Here is a 17221-nt window from a genome sequence, read left to right as displayed (position 1 = left end):
CCAAGCTATGACATTAACGGAACGACGGTAAGCAACGTTGGTGATGCGCTGTCAGAATTAGACAAAGGCTGGAATCTACAAAGCAACGGTGCCAATGCAGGTGCGATCAAAGCAGGTGATACAGTTGATATCGGTACGGTGACAGGCGAAGAAAACCTCACCGTCACCAAGAATGGCAACACCATTCAATATGGACTGAATAAAGATATCAAAGTCGATAGCGTGACTGCAGGTGATACTGTCATCAATGATAATGGTGTGACCATCACCAATGGCCCAAGTATCACCAAATCAGGCATCAATGCCGCAGGAAACCCAATTAGCAATGTTGGTGCAGGTGTTAATGATACCGATGCCGTGAACAAAGGTCAGTTGGACGGTGCTGCAGCGGCAGCCAAAACTGAAGTGACCGAAGGTAAAAATATCACCGTAACCAAAACCACAGGCGCAGATGGGCAAGACATTTATAACGTCGCGACTGCGGATAATGTTGAGTTTAACAATGTGAAGGTGGGCGATGTCACGATTGATGGGACAACAGGCAAGATCAGCGGTGTTGCAGCAGGTGATGTCAATGCCACTTCGACCGATGCGATTAATGGCAGTCAGTTGGCAGGAACCGCCAAGAGCGTATTGGATGCCTTAGGTGGTGGATCAACGGTTAATCCAGATGGCACAGTCAGTGCCCCAAGCTATACCGTAAATGGCAATAATGTAAGTAAGGTTGGCGATGCCATGTCAGAATTAGACAAAGGCTGGAATTTACAAAGCAATGGTGCCAATGCGGGTGCCATCAAAGCAGGTGATACGGTTGATATTGGCACAGTCAATGGTGAAGAAAACCTCACCGTCACCAAGAATGGCAATACCATTCAGTATGGACTGAATAAAGATCTCAAAGTCGATAGCGTGACTGCAGGTGATACTGTCATCAATGATAATGGCGTGACCATCACCAATGGGCCAAGTATCACCAAATCAGGCATCAATGCCGCAGGAAACCCAATTAGCAATGTTGGTGCAGGTGTTAATGATACCGATGCGGTGAACAAAGGTCAGTTAGACGATGCCGCCGCCGCAGCCAAAACCGAAGTGACCCAAGGCAAAAATATCACCGTTTCTAAAACCACGGGTGCAGATGGACAAGACATTTATAACGTTGCGACTGCGGATAATGTTGAGTTTAACAACGTCAAGGTGGGTGATGTCACGATTGATGGGACAACAGGCAAGATCAGCGGTGTTGCAGCAGGTGATGTCAATGCCACTTCGACCGATGCGATTAACGGCAGTCAGTTGGCAGGAACAGCGAAGAGTGTATCGGATGCCTTGGGTGGTGGTTCGGTGGTCAATCCAGATGGTACGGTGACAGCCCCAAGCTATGACATTAACGGAACGACGGTAAGCAACGTTGGTGATGCGCTGTCAGAATTAGACAAAGGCTGGAATCTACAAAGCAATGGTGCCAATGCAGGTGCGATCAAAGCAGGTGATACAGTTGATATTGGCACAGTTAATGGTGAAGAAAACCTCACCGTCACCAAGAATGGCAATACCATTCAGTATGGACTGAATAAAGATCTGAAAGTGGATAGCGTGACTGCAGGTGATACTGTCATCAATGATAATGGCGTGACCATCACCAATGGGCCAAGTATCACCAAATCAGGCATCAATGCCGCAGGCAATTCAATTAGCAATGTCGCAGATGGCACAGCACCAGGCGATGCGGTGAACAAAGGTCAGTTAGACGGTGCTGCAGCGGCAGCCAAAACTGAAGTCACCCAAGGCAAGAACATTACCGTTTCTAAAACCACGGGTGCAGATGGGCAAGACATCTATAACGTCGCGACTGCGAATGATGTGGACTTTAACAACGTTACGGTAGGTGATGTCATTATTGATGGTGCAACAGGCAAGATCAGTGGTGTTGCTGATGGCACTATTGCAGCAGGTTCAACTGAAGCGATTAATGGTAGTCAGTTACATGGCGTCGCAGATAGTGTCCGCAACTCAATCGGCGGAAATACGGTCTTAAATCCAGATGGCACCGTAACCACAAGCAATGTGGGGAACACAGGCGAAAGCAACATTCACGACGCGATTGACTCAGTGCGTAAAAATGCGGTCACTGCGAAAACCACAGTCACTGAGGGTGACAATATGGTGGTGACCAAATCGACCAATCCAGATGGCAGCACCAACTATGAAGTTGCCACTGCAAAAGATGTGAAATTTGACAGTGTTACCTCAACAGATGCAGAAGGTAATGAAACCATCCTGACAGGTAAAGGAATAAGTCTAAAAGATCAAGCAGGAAATACCACTGTTCTTGGTCAGGACGGACTAGGTTTTGTTGATCCAATGGGCAATAGTGTAGGGCCACGAATTGCTGCGGGTGGTATTAATGCAGGCAATACGGTGATTACAGGTGTTGCTCCAGGGCGTATCGCAGCTGATTCACAAGATGCAATCAATGGCAGTCAGTTAAAAGGCGTATCGGATAGTGTTGCTGGCGCGATTGGTGGCAATACCACAGTCAATCCAGATGGAACCATTATTACCAGTGATATTGGTGGAACAGGTAAAGACAACATCAACGATGCAATTGGTGCTGTGGGCAAAGCAGCGAAAGAGGCTAAAACCACAGTCAGCAAAGCGGATGGCGATGAAAACGTCACAGTAACCAGTCGTCCGAATAGTGAAGGTGGAACAGACTTCCAAGTTGGCTTATCCAAAGATATTAAGGTGGATAGCGTAACTGCGGGCAATACTGTGGTGAATGATGATGGCCTGACGATTGCAGGTGGGCCAAGTGTAACCAAAGCCGGTATCAATGCGGGTGATAACAAAGTCACAGGTGTAGCAGATGGTACGGTAGCCGCGGGATCACAAGATGCCATCAATGGTGGTCAATTACATGGTGTTGCCGACAGCATCAAAAACGTTGTCGGTGGTAATGCCACGGTGAATCCAGATGGATCAATCACGACCAGTAATGTTGGTGGCACAGGTCAAAACAACATTAATGATGCGATCAACTCAGTCCGAGGTGCGGCTGCAGCAGCCAGATCGACGGTGAGCAATAAGGATGGCAATATCTCAGTCACGCCAACGACCAAGGCAGATGGTAGCAAGGACTATGAAGTCGGCTTAGCCAAAGATATTAAGGTTGATAGTGTAACAGCTGCTAATCAGGTCAATGTTGGTGGGGCAACTGGCACCACGATTGCCGCAGATGGTGTGCGTATCGCCGAAGGTCCAAGCATGACCAAAGCTGGTATTGATGCTGGAAGTCGGAAGGTCACAGGTGTTTCTGAAGGTACAATTGCGCCAGATTCAAAAGATGCAATTAATGGTAGTCAATTGCACAAGTCCTATGAAAATGTGGGCAAGGCTTTGGGTGGTGGTGCAGGCTATGATCCTGTGAATGGATGGACACCGCCAAACTACGAGGTTGCAGGTGGAAAACATGACAATGTAGGTGATGCACTCAATGCCCTCAACAATGCCGATCAGGCCCTCGGTGATCGGATTACTAATCTAGGCGATCAAATGCAGCAGGCATTTTATGACACCAATCAACGGATTGATGATGTTAAAAAGCTTGCCAATGCAGGGGTTGCCGCAGCGATGGCGCTTGAAACGGCACCGTATATCTCTGGCAAATATACTTATGCCGTGGGGGCGGCTTATCACGGTGGTGAAAATGCTGTTGGGGTAACCCTTCGCAAGACCGCAGATAATGGACGCTGGTCGCTAACAACGGGGGTGGCTGCTGCTTCGCAGGGTGATCCGAGTTTCCGTATTGGTCTAAGCGGTGTATTTGATTGATTTGAATTTAGGGGAGTCCTTTGGGCTCCCTTGGGTTTAAACCATAATAAAGTGAGAATAAAGATGAAGAAGATGCAAGTTTTAATCATCATGACACTGCTGAGTGTTGTATTGCAAAGCCAAGCGAATGGCAAGGCAGAAATCGAATATACACAGGATGTCACTTTTCCAGAAGTTGATAAGAGTTATCTTAAATTGGTGAAACGCTATGAAGTCAATGATGTTGCACGTTTAAGTGTGGGCATGAATAAAGACCAGCTTCGCCATATTTTGGGGAATCCGCACTTTAATGAAGGCGTGATGCTGGTCAAAACATGGAATTATGTCTTGGATATCCGTATTCCCAAGACACACGAATATAAACGTTGTCAGTTACGCATTGATTTTGATAAGACCTATAAAGTAGAGCGATTATCTTGGAAAGGAGATGAATGTCAGGAGGACATGACTTAGTTTAAAGTGAAAGTTTTTTCATTTTTAATCCGTAATACATGCTTTTTAAATTTGCTTATTCATTAAGCAAACAGGTCTACAATGATCTGTTTGTTTAATTTTCCTAAAATGGTTGTTTAAAGGGTTTAATGTGTTAAAAAATGAAGACTAAGGTTTGATAAGCTTTAGTGAATTGAAATATGAGATGGATTATATGTTTCATACTTTCTCACAGCATGGGAAAAACACAAAGCTGTACCTTATTGAGGTCGGGAATAAAGATTTAAAACACGCCGTTATTTTTTTTCTATTAGAAGTTGATAAGTTCTTTTCCCTGATTAACAACTTATCTTTAGATCATTTTAGAATTATTTTGATATATCGATGTGAGATATTAGGTCGAGATTTAGTGGCACGTGATTTCTCCAATGAGATCAGATGCTTAACCAATCAATTTAATATCGAAAATGTGCATTGCATTTTCGAACCCAGCATAGACGATTTTTATAAATATGCCTTATTTTCGAGTGACCTATTTGATTCGGTTACGGTTTCTAAAAAGTTTGATGAGCTTTGCATGCAAGCCTTTTTTGCATCATGCCCACGCAAGATTGAGGGAGCCGTCGACTTTATTGAAAAAGTGAACCTGCAAATTGGTCACACCTTGTCAGAAGGTGAGCCATACCTCATTAAAGTCGCAAAAAAAATGAGACTAACACCAAGAGTATTATCTAAAAAAATAAAAAGTGAAGGCGAAGAATTTAAATTACTGGTCAAGCAAATACGGCATGAAAAGGCATTATTTTTATTGAAAAATGAAAATGTGAGTTTGTGCGACATTGCATACACATTGGGCTATACAGAGCATAGTGCTTTTACACGTGCATTTAGAGGATGGACAGGATGTTCACCCTGTCAGTTTAGGAAATATTTAAAATAATTTAATTTGAGGTATAAAGTTTTGGATATTAGGGACTTAAAAACTTTTATATATGTCGTTGATCATCAGTCAATCACGATTGCATCTCAAAAGCTTGGTGTTAATCAGTCAACTGTGACCAAGCGTATTAGTCATATCGAAGAGCTTGTTAAAGGCGTATTGTTTAACCGAAAGACCAGACCATTACAGCTCACAAGTTTAGGGAAAAAGGTTTATTTAAAAAGCTGTTTTATTTTAAAGCAGTTAGAGTCACTTCAAAACTTTAGTAGTGAAGGAAGTAGTGAAGTTAAAAAAAAGATTCGGATTGGTATTGCTCAAACATTCATAGATGACATTCTGGATCATGTGGTTTATGAATCTAAGAAGCTAAGCTCATATTATGAGATAGATATTTATAGTGGATGGGGATGTAGTCTGGTACAGCAAGTCTATGAAGGGGAAATAGATCTGGCTGCGTTGATGATTCCATCGAATCTTGGTTTGACCACCGATATTTCATTTTTTGAGCTGGGTACACTTCCTTTTGTGATTGTTGCCAGAAAAGGCGAAGCCAGTAAATACCATAATTTGGAAATGTGTAGCAAACGAGGCTGGATACTTCATCCCGATGGTTGCTGTTTTAGAGAAAGTTTGGCTCAACTCTTATATGATCGAAAACTTAGGTTTTATATCAATAAAGAGATTTTTGGTATTGAGCTTCAATTGCAAAGCATTTTGATGGGTGAGGGTCTGGGGTTTTATCCGAAGTCTTTCTTCGATAGCTTTGTGTTACAGCATGAAGATCTGGAGATTGTTGAGCTGAATGATTTCTCTCTTTCATTGCAAGTCGGAGTGATCAAGTCTCAACAGATTGGTATGGATGAAGCCAATGCATTTATCGAAATTGTGAAGAATCATTATTTTCAATGATGAAGCTGCTGTACAAAGCCCAAATCTAGATCACAGGCTTTGTACATAAAGGGATAAGTGCTCAGACTTGGTCTATTCTTGAAGCTCATTGATGACTTCAAGCGCTGCTCTAAAGGCTTCTTGGGTTGCTGGTGCCCCACAATACGGCAAGCTGTGTAGTAAGACTTCCTGGATTTCTTCGACAGTTGCACCATTATTCAATGCACCACGAATATGGCCTTTAAGCTCGGTTGGGCTTTTCAATGCAGTTAAAAATGCAATCGTCACCAGAGAGCGGTATTTACGGGGCAGCACACCTTCACGTTGCCAAGTTGAACCCCAAGCATGCTCATTAATCCAGTCTTGTAAAGGTTGAGTGAAAGGTACAGTGTTGTCCTGCGCACGTTTCACAAAGGATTCGCCCATAACTTCGGTACGCACTTTTAAGCCATTTTCATAATCTTGTTGTGACATATTTTTACTCTTATCGCAGTGAGAAAAGGTTCGCTTTTTGATCAGACGACACTCATCCTACCCCAATCATTGCACAAGCTAAAGTTGAACATGCTGACTGCGTTGTTCGCAGTAAAATCGGCCCATTCACAATGAAGTGTTTGAAAATGACCTAAGCAGGCTTTGAAATCTGTGTATATGTCGGTGCTTGAGACCTGTTGAGGGACACTTTATTTTCTAAATAGATAAATTATACTAGTGCTTTGGGATCGCCTCCTTCCTTGTTATTTATCTCCTTTTTATGTTGTCTCTATTCGCTCAGCACTTAGGTCAAGATCGCTTCTGTATTTTAGTCGAATACTTATGTTCTATCCCAAGTATTCTGCCTGTACCACAATCAATTGCGGGCTTTCCTGCAATGATGACTTTGGCTGATCGGGTGCAAACTGATGAAGACCCTGAACCGATTGAATTTGCACAGCATTATCCTGAAACAATTGAAAAAGTATTACATTTTTCAGGCAAGGGCAGAGACATTACCGAGTTTGAAACATTCTTGGATCAGGCTGAGCAAGCAGGGCAGAAAAACCTTTTATTGCTCACAGGCGATAAGCTTAAAAAGCATTCCTCTGGTCAGCGGCTGGCAACGGATCGGACGCGCTATTTAGAATCGGTGAATGCAGTCATTGCAGCGAAAAAACGCAAGACGTTTCATATTGGTGTTGCGTTTAATCCATTTAAATATACCGAAGCAGAGCGTGATGCGCAGTATTTCAAACTACATAAAAAGATTAGGGCCGGAGCGGATTTTTTAATTACCCAATTGGGTTTTGACCTTGAGCAGACCAAGCACGCTCAAGCCATATTAGCACTTGATTATCCTGACTTTCCCTTGATTGCCTGTGTGATGCCACTGACTTTGCGTCGAGCACAATTCATGCAGCGCCATCAGGTGGCCGGTATTGTGATTTCTGAGCATATCTTAAAGGTACTGGAGCAAGAAGATCGGGGCGATTCAGCTCAGGCTGAAAAAAATGTATATGCACGTTGTGCCTTGCAAATCTTGATCTGTAAGCATCTTGGTTATAAAGGCGTACATTTATCCTCATGCCATAAACCGCAAGAACAGGCCCAACTTGAACAGGCATTACAGCAGTATCAACACTTATCGCTGACTGAGTGTGAGCAGCTTTGGTATCAGCTGTGGCAAACGACGACCCATCGGGTGTTTCAACCGAGGGTTGATATTTTTCGTAAGAAAGTAACCAGCACTCAAATTTTCAAATATAAAAATATGCAACTCCTGCATGGTGTTTTCTTTAGCTCTAAAGCGGCTTTGCAGGTTGGCCGTTTTGTGTTTAAAGCCGCTTTTTGGGATCGACCCAACGCCAGCCATCTTTTATTAAAGGTTGAACATTTCAGTAAGCATCACGTAGTTGGGTGTGACAGCTGTGGGCAATGCCGTTTAAGTGAAACATTATATATTTGTCCAGAAACCTGCCCGAAAGGCTTGGCCAATGGACCATGTGGTGGAACGACTTTAGATCGCTGTGAGTTTGGCGATCGAGAATGTATTCACTCTGTCAAAGCCAGACTGGCAAAGGTGGTTGGTCAAACGGAGCTGCTGAAAACAGAATTGATTCCAGCCGTGTCAATCGAGACACGGGCAACGAGCTCTTGGAAGAATTGGTTTAAATCAATAGAGCCATAAAATAGGGGGGAGGAGATTTAAGCGGTTTCCGTCTGCCCGACATGATGATAGGCACGATTAAAATAAACCAGACTATGCTCATGTTCACCTTGCTGAATCGCGACGATACGACAAATAAAAATCGTATGCGTTCCCACTTCCTGAATCTGCTCAATTTCGCAATCGAAATTCACCAAAGCATCGTCCAAAACAGGTGCACCAGTTTCTAGCTCTGACCACACGCCATGTTTAAAGCGTTCTTCTGGACTCAGTTTCGATGAGAACGCTTTAGAAATATGCTGATGCTGGGCGCTTAACACATTCACGCTGAGGATTTTATTGTCGACAAAATGCACATGCGAACTTGATGCTTTATTCATGCAGACCAATAAGGTCGGAGGGGTATCAGTGACGCTACATACAGCAGATGCAGTAAAGCCATAACGACCAGACATGCCTGTCGTGGTAATCACACTGACCGCACTGGTCAATAAAGACATTGCATCTCTAAAGTCTGTTGCTTCAACCATCACTTTATTCCTCAATTAAACCCGAACATTGGGAGAAGAAGGGCGAGCAAGTGTCACCCTTTACTCCATATACGATCAGTGCGTACAGGACTTAGAGTTCTCGACGAACAATGTCTGCACCTGCACTTAATGCATTCAGTTTGCCACGTGCAACATCACGCGCTAAAGGCGCCATACCACAGTTGGTTGATGGATAGAGTTTATCCGCATCCACAAATTGAAGTGCTTTACGTAGTGTATTTGCCACTTCTTCTGGCGTTTCAACGGTGTTACTTGCTACGTCAATCGCACCCACCATCACTTTTTTGCCACGAATCAGCTCAATCAAATCCATTGGCACACGTGAGTTGTGGCATTCGAGTGAGATGATATCAATTTTTGACTGCTGTAGCTTTGGAAAAGCTTCTTCATATTGACGCCATTCTGAACCGAGGGTTTTTTTCCAGTCCGTATTGGCTTTGATGCCGTAACCATAGCAAATATGCACCGCAGTTTCACACTTCAGTCCTTCCAGTGCACGTTCCAAGGTTGCAACACCCCAGTCATTCACTTCATCAAAGAACACATTAAAGGCAGGTTCATCGAACTGAATGATATCCACACCCGCTGCTTCTAATTCTTTGGCTTCTTCATTCAGGATTTTGGCAAATTCCCATGCCAGTTTTTCACGACTTTTATAATGCGCATCATACAGCGTATCAATCATGGTCATCGGGCCTGGCAACGCCCATTTAATCGGTTGATTGGTTTGCTGACGTAAAAACTTGGCATCTTCAACAAACACAGGTTTTTGACGTGATACTGCACCCACAACAGTTGGTACACTGGCATCATAACGATTACGAATGCGTACGGTTTCGCGCTTCTCAAAATCGACACCGGTAAGGTGTTCAATAAACGTCGTCACAAAATGCTGACGAGTTTGCTCGCCATCGCTGACAATATCAATGCCTGCCACTTGCTGCTCGTGCAAAGACAAACGTAATGCATCCTGTTTGCCTTCAATCAAGCCTTGCTCTTGCAATTTCCATGGTGACCAAAGCTTTTCAGGTTCTGCCAGCCAAGACGGTTTTGGTAAGCTGCCCGCAGTCGACGTTGGTAATAATCTTTTCATCATCAATAACCTTATATTTTCAATAAATTAGTGCGCGTAACTTGTTTGCGAGTCGCTTTTTTCAGAGTAGCGGTCAGACCACTGTTCCAGAATCGCTTGGTAAGGCTTGATGAATTGTTCTTCAACAAACTTTCCTTGCTCAATTGCCAAACGACTACGCTCTTCTCGGTCATATACAATGCGAGTCAGTGAATAATCTTGATGCTTCAAACTCGGTTGATACGATTTTCCAGCTGCTGAATTGGCATTATAAATTTCAGGGCGATAGATCTTCTGGAAGCTTTCCATGGTGCTGATGGTGCTGATCAATTCCAGATTGCTGTAATCGCTAAGCAAATCACCAGAGAAATAGAAAGCCAACGGCGCAACACTGTTTGGCGGCATGAAATAACGTACCTTTAAGCCCATTTTCTGGAAATACTCATCCGTTAATGAATATTCATCTTGCTCATATTCCACACCCAACACTGGATGTTGATTGGCAGTACGCTGATAGACCTTACTGCTCGAAACACTGAGACAGATTACTGGCTGTTTTTTAAAGTGTTGCTTATAGGTCTCTGAATTGACAAAACTCTTGAATAGATTGCCATGCAAGTCGCCAAAATTCTCTGGTGTGCTGAATCCCGACTGATTTTTATTATGATCAAGCAATAACACACTAAAATCATAGTCACGCACATAAGAAGAGAAGTTGTTGCCTACAATGCCTTCAATACGTTCATTGGTTTTGTGATCAACAATACTGGTTTTTAAAATTTCAATTAAAGGCAGTGCGTTGCTCGTGCTGCCAGCATCAATATTCATTTCTACAGAAATAATCTCAAGCTCGACCGCATAGCGGTCAGCGGCTGGATTATCCCAATGCGCCAAGCTGTTGAAACGATTGTCGATCATTTTTAGGGTATTACGCAGATTTTCTTGGCGGCTTTGACCACGAGCCAAATTGGCAAAGTTGGTTGTGATACGGGTATTGTTTGAAGGCTGATAGTTCTCATCAAAACGAATACTCTTGATCGTAAAATTAAATGCTTTACTCATTTTAATCTGCCACCCTAATTTCTGAGATAAATCTGAATTTCTGTATAGAGTGATTTATACCGTAATCGTTAGCTGAATAAAAATGATTTAATCTAAGTCAAAAGTGAATGAAATTCATGTTTGAGATTGTGCATTATTGTGAGCTATTAAGAAGGCGGCTCAAAAGCTTGTCTCAAGGGGATGTCGCTATAAATAGACCTGTAAAATCTCGCCACTGCCTAGCCAAGTTGGATCAAATCGGGGCATTTTTTCACGTGCTTTGATTTTGTTAGCAGGTCTTGTTGCGCAAAAAAGTCTTCTTTTGTGGATAACTTAAGACATATCAACAATCGATCAATATGTTCTGTAAATCTGCTACAATTGCGCCAATTTTAAATTCTTTCGCATGCCCTCTGTTCTTGCCATCGTTTGCAGATACAGATGGGTGCACAAATTGTAGATTTTTAGCATGTTTAAAGATGAATTAGCGGCACAGGTTGCCCAGCGTCGCACCTTTGCGATTATTTCCCACCCAAATATTTGATATCTATTCAAGCCCATTCAACCTATTTCAAATATGATAATAAAAGCATTGTAAGTACTGTAAAAATATAAAAATATTGATATTCTTTATCTTGTATATCTTTCAACCCCATTCAATAGATTTCAAGTCTAGTCAGTATGTTTGTGTACATATGTGTGTACACACTTTCTAGAATTTTCTATTTGAAAAAAAATATGTACACAGGTGGAGTAAAATGCCTTTAACAGATACGTGGCTTAAGAAGAATCTAGATCGTGAACGTTCAGCTATACATACAGAGTCTGATCAAGATGGATTGAGCGTTCGTGTATCGCAAAAAGGAAAACTCACTTTTCAGATGCGTTTTCGATATAACGATAAGCAAGCTCGTTTAGACTTGGGAACCTACCCAAATATGAGCCTTAAAGAGGCTCGTATTGAATTGCAGAAAATGAAAGCAATTTTAGAAAAGGGACATGACCCACGTATTCATAAAAAAGTAGAGCTTCACAAGATCACAGAGGCTATAACTTTTGAAGCGTTATTTCGCGAGTGGCATGCGAAATATAGTATTCCTAATAAAAAGAATGCAGATCAATATTTGAGATCATTTGAACTTTATGTTTTCCCAAAGTTAGGTAGCATACCTGCTGAGCAAATCACATTACATATGTGGTTAGATTTACTAGAAGAGCAATTTAAACAGTCGCCATCGATAACTGATCGCATTCTTACTAATACAAAGCAGTGTTTGGATTGGGGGATTAATCGAAAATTAATTGAGCAAAATCCCATAAGACATATCACTGGAAAGCGTGACTTGAATATTAAGAAAAATAAAACTGTTCGAGTATTACAAGATGATGAGTTGTCTTTAATTTTTAAAATTTGTGATGAGTCTAGAACATCATTAAGGAATGTTTTATTTCTCAAGTTATGTTTGTTTTATGGTAATCGATATAGTGAGTTGAGGCTTGCACGGAAATCAGATTTTGATTTTAGTAAAAATACATGGACAGTACCGTATGAAAATCATAAGACAGGAGAAAGTAAAGGGGACATTGTTCGACCTATTATTGATGAGATCAAACCGTGGCTTCAGTCTGCAATGGATTTGAGTAATTCTGAATACATTTTCCCACATGAAAATGGCAAAGAGCCAATGGGGCGTAGTGGGCCAACAGATACCCCTTATAACTTCATGCAATTTGCAAGGAAGAATTATAAAATTGAAATGGATCATTGGTCTATGCATGATTTACGGCGTACAGCAAGGACAAATTTCAGTGCGTTTACAAGTAGGGATGTTGCGGAACTGATGGTTGGTCATGTGATGCCTGGGGAACAGGGGACATATGACTATTATGATTATCAAAAAGAGATGTCGAAGGCTTATAAAAAATGGTGGAAAAAATTAAGTAATCTGTCTAGCTAGACAGATTACTCATTTGGTTATTATTGAAATATTTGATTAGCCATTCGTTAAACGTTTCTTCATCCCAAAGGCTAGTAGAGCCAGCGCATTTCTTAATAGGTTGAGGCATTGGTTGCTCGAACATTTTTTGATTAGGTTGTTGGTAACGCCATAAAGTCGATGTAGAGCAATTTTTGAGTTTGTGGCGAATTTCTTTAGATGTTAAGTAGCCCATATCTTTGATCCTTTTGTGATTATCGCAATTAGATAAAAGAACTAATTTTTTAACCTTAAATATTGGCTGGAAATCAACCTATAATATTAAAACTATTAGTTCAGTTCATTGATGGGATAACTATAAAATTTAGAAAATGTTTAAAATAGAGCAGTACGCATATCTAGAAATATAGTAGTATTATGCTATACAATTATCTGTATTTTAATAAATTATGATTGATAAAAAAATATCAAGCTTAGAGCAGCTTGAGCAAAATATATGGTTAAACTTTTGTTACTACTATCAGTGTGAATTGGATGATGAGTTAATAGCAACGGAGAATCAATCATATATTGATCAAAAAGAAAAAATCATAAAAAGAATGCAGCAGAATGATTTTTCAGTTAATGAGGAGAGAATTTCTTTTGCTGAAATGATGGGAAGTGATTTGAATATTCCCTTCAAACCATCTCAGCTCGCTGAGCTTTTAACACAGCTTAATGCATTAAGGGTTAAGGTGAATGACTTACCTACCAAAATTTTCCAAAGGCAATATTCAGATATTTTAATTGCTTATGTGCAAATGCTCGGTGGAGTGGAGTTTATTCAGAACCGTACACTTGCCAAAAGTGCAAAGTCAATCATTGCAGTCAAAGTTCGTTACGACAAGCATTTATATCCAAGACGGGAAATTATATATCGGATTTTACGTGATCAAGTGGCACGTCGTGGTAAATGGAAGAACCTGAATCAAGCAGTTAATTTTATTCTTAATGATTTACTCAAAGCCTTTGAGGTCTATGATATTCAGTGGCTTAAGGAAGAGCTTGCAGAGAAGCAAAAAATGCTCTGGTCGCTTGAGCAGGAATGGCAGTCAGCTAAACAAGCTTATGCTGATTCTAGTAGTGTGCGAAGAAAGCCAGCATCAATAACTAAAAAAATAGAAAAATTACAGATGGAACTGAAAAGCATCAATCAAATCCTCAAGTCAAAATATCCTTCTAGAGAGATGGAGAAATTCGGCTATAAAATGCCTTATAGTGGTGGCTACATCGCTGAGACCATTATCCATGAGTTGAGAACTCAGCCTGAGATATTGCAAGAAATTCTGCTTAAAGGTAATTGCTGATATTTTTTAGGAAAGCTGTGATTGATTTGGATGGTTTCGTCCAGTATATCCACCATACGTTTTGTTATGTATGTGCATTTGTAGGAATGTGATTTTTAGTGAACTGAGTCGAAAAGATATTTTTAGTTTTAGGGCAGAAGTAGAATCTTCTGCTTTTTTTGCGGCTTCTATTTATGAAATAATAAAATTGAGAATCACTTTATTGAAAATAATATAAAGGATTGTTATCTATAGACTATGAAATAATATTTTATAGATATATTTTTTTAACTTTCCTATACGCTATAATTCAAATAATACATGTAATAATACATTTTGAAATGATGAAAGAATCAAGATATATAGGCATTCTAGATACTTTTAATTGGAATAATTTAGAAATTAATATTGCAGATATATTTCATATTTTGAAATTTAAAAAACTACAAATGATGGCTTCTTATGGAGGCGATGCGAGTGGTTTTGATCATACTCAACAGCTGATCGATGAGTTGGAAAAGTTGCAGTATTTGTGGTGTTTTGTTGAGCAAAACTCTTCTTTGACTTTGGATCAGTTTAAGCACAATTTAATGAACAGTACGACATCGTATTGGGTGCTTAAAAGACAAGAGATCGAAGCTTTAAGTTGTGACCCGAATGCGGTGGTATTGCCATATCTTAAAATTGGCGATGGACTTTATTTAATTTGGTGTATGCTGAATCTTCATAAACAATCATCATCAAATTTAAATAATCATCAGCATCACCTGTATTCACATTTAAATGGAAATGCGACTACAGAGTTTCCAACAAATGTAAGTAATGCAAAGCATCTTCAACCTCATTGGTATTTCGAGATTTTGTTTTGCTTGAAACAGTATTTAAGTACAACTAACTATCAGCCGAATTATGTAATTACTGCCCTAACACCTCTAGTCACGAGCGAGAAGCTTCTTGATGCTCTACTAGAAAGATATCAATCGCTTTATTGCCTGTCCTTAAATATTCAGATTCCTTTCAAGTTCAGTGGAATGGATGACTATCATTCGTTTATTCAAGATCGATTGATACGAATCCCACAGTTACAGCAGATTATGCAGGGGATTGCAGGATTATTGTTTATGATGACCAAGGTGGAACACGATCTTGTATCAGGATTAAATCTCAACGTTGTATTGATATTAAAAAATAAAAAAGAACAAGTAGCAGCCAAGATAGTTAAAAGACTTGAATCTGAGTTTAAAAAGGTTTTGATTGATCGGCCTTTTCATATTCATCATTGGGGGGAGCAACTTGTTCAAGGATTGAAAAAAGATGTTATCGATGGGGAAATTAAGTTAACGGATAAACGTAAAATAAAGGATTTTAAATATTGGATTTTGGGCTTTTTTAAGCATGTAGATAATGTTATCCAGTTTCTATATACCTCCAATAACCAAAATTACCCGATCAATCAAGTCTGGTATGCCTCTGAACTTTTAGATGAACGTAATTTTCCTGTCGATCTAACGATGATGGCGCGAAAATCTTTTCAGGATTTAGTACAATATCAGGATGATAAAATATGGGCTGTCCGCCATCTACCTATCATCGAAAAAAATAGATTGAAGATTTCACAAATTTTCAATCGCGAGTTGGTAATTGAGTTAAGCGATTTTCCAAATTTTATAGGGCTCATTCAGAATATAGAAATATTTATGGCGACTGTGATGGATACCACAGTTGGTGCATTTGATCTACCTATTCGACTGGGGAATGTGGAGTTGACTGCTGAAGAAATTGAGCGTTCAATCACGCGTATTGGTCATCAATTGTTATGGATATGCAGTCACTTATCTGACTTACAACGATTAAGCATGAGTCCTTTCTTGTCTAAGTTGAATATCAATGTGCAATTCTTTTTAAAGAATATGTATCTTTGTCAGATGCAACAACTGGTGGATAAAACCAGTAAGCAAGGTGCTGAAAGATTCAATGCACTGGTCAAGCAACTTCGATTGAATTATCACTCGAATATTAGACAGTCTAAGTTGGATGTAAAAATCTGGAAACAAGTGCAGCATTCCGTAACAGCGGACTTAGGTGAGTCTAAAATTGATAATCATGAAACGATCGCTGAAGTCATTGAATATGTAGACTATGTCCAAGCGGTAGGTGTTAGTGATGAGGATATTTCTACAAATGATCATATTGAAGCGAGTTATAAAAAGTGTGGACTGAGGTTGAATAGTTTGCAGAAATATTTAAAAAGCTTGCTTAAAAAGGAATGTATTCTTTATCGAGTTCGCTTTGGTCTGGAGTCAAATGGGGCAGAAGTTAATCAGCAGATTTTCTCAAAAAATATCACTGAAATGTTTTTACGTAATCGTAGTAGGGAACCTATATCCAGTATGACAGGCTATTTTGGAGCATGGCGTGAATATGCTGGACAGTATACTTATCTTGATCTAATTTTAGTTTTTGATGCGAGGAAGTACGAGGAACTAAAAGGTAAGGATGATTTATTTGGAGAAATGTGGAAAACCCAAATGAACACTGTTCAACAGGATGGATTTAAAACATTATTCGATACGGTTCCTTTGATGCCATCAGTTCCTGAGATGAATCAGCAATCATTGTTACTTGAAATAGGTAATCAGTCAAGGCGAAAGCAAGTCTTTGAAGTGTTGGTAAATTACTACAGCTTCCTTGAGATGTATGAGCGACAAGCGACCGTTCGAGTCCCTAAAGTTTTAGTTAAAGGCAGTATGATCAAACCTAAAGTTAAAACCAAATCTAAGGCCTAACTTTAGCCTAAGCACAATTTGACATTTCTTCGGATACATCGGTGATTAGCATCTTGTGGATCAATGATCTTATTGAACCAACAGCTCAGAATGCTTAACAGGTAAGATATATTATTAACTATAAGTACTACGTAAGTAATATATATTAATAATATAAACAATAGCTTATGTTGAAAGCAACTATGATAAGTCACTAAACACAGTATAGCCCATATTCAAATGGGCTATAGACAATATATAAATTACAATGAGTTAAAACATTCTAAATTATC

Annotated in this window: 13 protein-coding genes and 1 pseudogene; 9 read left to right on the top strand and 5 right to left on the bottom strand. The window is 40.1% G+C overall.

Features of this window, described 5'->3' with window-relative positions:
- From F907_RS19315 to F907_RS02815, 4 genes are all read left to right on the top strand, one after another.
- Positions 1-3834, top strand: a 3834-nt coding sequence (locus F907_RS19315; RefSeq protein ID WP_016653082.1) for a YadA-like family protein, incomplete at its 5' end; no start/stop codon positions are given.
- Between the two features lie 63 nt (positions 3835-3897).
- Entirely contained in the window at positions 3898-4287 is a 390-nt protein-coding gene (locus F907_RS02805; protein WP_016653081.1) for an outer membrane protein assembly factor BamE, read from the top strand.
- A gap of 193 nt (positions 4288-4480) precedes the next feature.
- Positions 4481-5206, top strand: a complete 726-nt coding sequence (locus F907_RS02810) for a helix-turn-helix domain-containing protein (RefSeq protein ID WP_016653080.1) — start codon at positions 4481-4483, stop codon at positions 5204-5206.
- A 21-nt stretch (positions 5207-5227) separates the two neighbouring features.
- Entirely contained in the window at positions 5228-6115 is an 888-nt protein-coding gene (locus F907_RS02815; protein ID WP_016653079.1) for a LysR family transcriptional regulator, read from the top strand.
- Between the two features lie 72 nt (positions 6116-6187).
- Here F907_RS02815 and F907_RS02820 read toward each other — a convergent pair whose 3' ends face one another.
- Entirely contained in the window at positions 6188-6568 is a 381-nt protein-coding gene (locus tag F907_RS02820) for a carboxymuconolactone decarboxylase family protein (RefSeq protein ID WP_005277219.1), read from the bottom strand.
- A 280-nt stretch (positions 6569-6848) separates the two neighbouring features.
- Here F907_RS02820 and F907_RS02825 point away from each other — a divergent pair, with 280 nt between their 5' ends.
- Positions 6849-8258, top strand: a complete 1410-nt coding sequence (locus F907_RS02825; protein WP_016653078.1) for a methylenetetrahydrofolate reductase C-terminal domain-containing protein — start codon at positions 6849-6851, stop codon at positions 8256-8258.
- A 17-nt stretch (positions 8259-8275) separates the two neighbouring features.
- Here the strand turns inward: F907_RS02825 and F907_RS02830 are convergent, their stop codons facing one another.
- From F907_RS02830 to F907_RS02840, 3 genes are all read right to left on the bottom strand, one after another.
- Complete coding sequence (locus tag F907_RS02830) at positions 8276-8767, bottom strand: flavin reductase (RefSeq protein ID WP_016653077.1); 492 nt, start codon at positions 8765-8767, stop codon at positions 8276-8278.
- A 91-nt stretch (positions 8768-8858) separates the two neighbouring features.
- Positions 8859-9881 (bottom strand): methionine synthase, encoded by a 1023-nt coding sequence (locus F907_RS02835; RefSeq protein ID WP_032862381.1) that lies wholly within the window; start codon positions 9879-9881, stop codon positions 8859-8861.
- 27 nt (positions 9882-9908) lie between these two features.
- Positions 9909-10922, bottom strand: a complete 1014-nt coding sequence (locus tag F907_RS02840; protein WP_016653075.1) for a DUF1852 domain-containing protein — start codon at positions 10920-10922, stop codon at positions 9909-9911.
- 448 nt (positions 10923-11370) lie between these two features.
- Between F907_RS02840 and F907_RS19500 the strand changes: the two are divergent.
- Positions 11371-11439, top strand: a pseudogene (locus tag F907_RS19500) (hypothetical protein); the annotation flags it as partial.
- Positions 11440-11659: 220 nt separating this feature from the next.
- Positions 11660-12859, top strand: coding sequence for a tyrosine-type recombinase/integrase (locus tag F907_RS02845; RefSeq protein ID WP_004890115.1), 1200 nt, complete (start codon positions 11660-11662; stop codon positions 12857-12859).
- Here the strand turns inward: F907_RS02845 and F907_RS02850 are convergent.
- A complete protein-coding gene (locus F907_RS02850; RefSeq protein WP_005206861.1) occupies positions 12852-13073 on the bottom strand; it encodes a hypothetical protein in 222 nt (73 codons plus the stop codon). The genes F907_RS02845 and F907_RS02850 overlap by 8 nt on opposite strands.
- A gap of 214 nt (positions 13074-13287) precedes the next feature.
- Here F907_RS02850 and F907_RS02855 point away from each other — a divergent pair, with 214 nt between their 5' ends.
- Together F907_RS02855 and F907_RS02860 are read left to right on the top strand one after the other, a co-directional pair.
- A complete protein-coding gene (locus tag F907_RS02855) occupies positions 13288-14184 on the top strand; it encodes a hypothetical protein (RefSeq protein WP_005206863.1) in 897 nt (298 codons plus the stop codon).
- 320 nt (positions 14185-14504) lie between these two features.
- Complete coding sequence (locus F907_RS02860; protein ID WP_016653074.1) at positions 14505-16949, top strand: hypothetical protein; 2445 nt, start codon at positions 14505-14507, stop codon at positions 16947-16949.
- Positions 16950-17221 lie beyond the last annotated feature (272 nt).

Source organism: Acinetobacter colistiniresistens, assembly GCF_000413935.1.
GTDB lineage: Bacteria > Pseudomonadota > Gammaproteobacteria > Pseudomonadales > Moraxellaceae > Acinetobacter > Acinetobacter colistiniresistens.
The sequence above is the reverse complement of the archived record's forward strand: the minus strand, read 5'-3'. Positions and strand labels throughout refer to the sequence as shown.

Coding starts and splice junctions, on each gene's coding strand:
- F907_RS02805 (WP_016653081.1), top strand. CDS start 3,898: ATGAAGAAGATGCAAGTTTTAATCATCATGACACTGCTGAGTGTTGTA.
- F907_RS02810 (WP_016653080.1), top strand. CDS start 4,481: ATGTTTCATACTTTCTCACAGCATGGGAAAAACACAAAGCTGTACCTT.
- F907_RS02820 (WP_005277219.1), bottom strand. CDS start 6,568: ATGTCACAACAAGATTATGAAAATGGCTTAAAAGTGCGTACCGAAGTT.
- F907_RS02825 (WP_016653078.1), top strand. CDS start 6,849: ATGTTGTCTCTATTCGCTCAGCACTTAGGTCAAGATCGCTTCTGTATT.
- F907_RS02830 (WP_016653077.1), bottom strand. CDS start 8,767: ATGGTTGAAGCAACAGACTTTAGAGATGCAATGTCTTTATTGACCAGT.
- F907_RS02835 (WP_032862381.1), bottom strand. CDS start 9,881: ATGAAAAGATTATTACCAACGTCGACTGCGGGCAGCTTACCAAAACCG.
- F907_RS02840 (WP_016653075.1), bottom strand. CDS start 10,922: ATGAGTAAAGCATTTAATTTTACGATCAAGAGTATTCGTTTTGATGAG.
- F907_RS02845 (WP_004890115.1), top strand. CDS start 11,660: ATGCCTTTAACAGATACGTGGCTTAAGAAGAATCTAGATCGTGAACGT.
- F907_RS02850 (WP_005206861.1), bottom strand. CDS start 13,073: ATGGGCTACTTAACATCTAAAGAAATTCGCCACAAACTCAAAAATTGC.
- F907_RS02855 (WP_005206863.1), top strand. CDS start 13,288: ATGATTGATAAAAAAATATCAAGCTTAGAGCAGCTTGAGCAAAATATA.
- F907_RS02860 (WP_016653074.1), top strand. CDS start 14,505: ATGATGAAAGAATCAAGATATATAGGCATTCTAGATACTTTTAATTGG.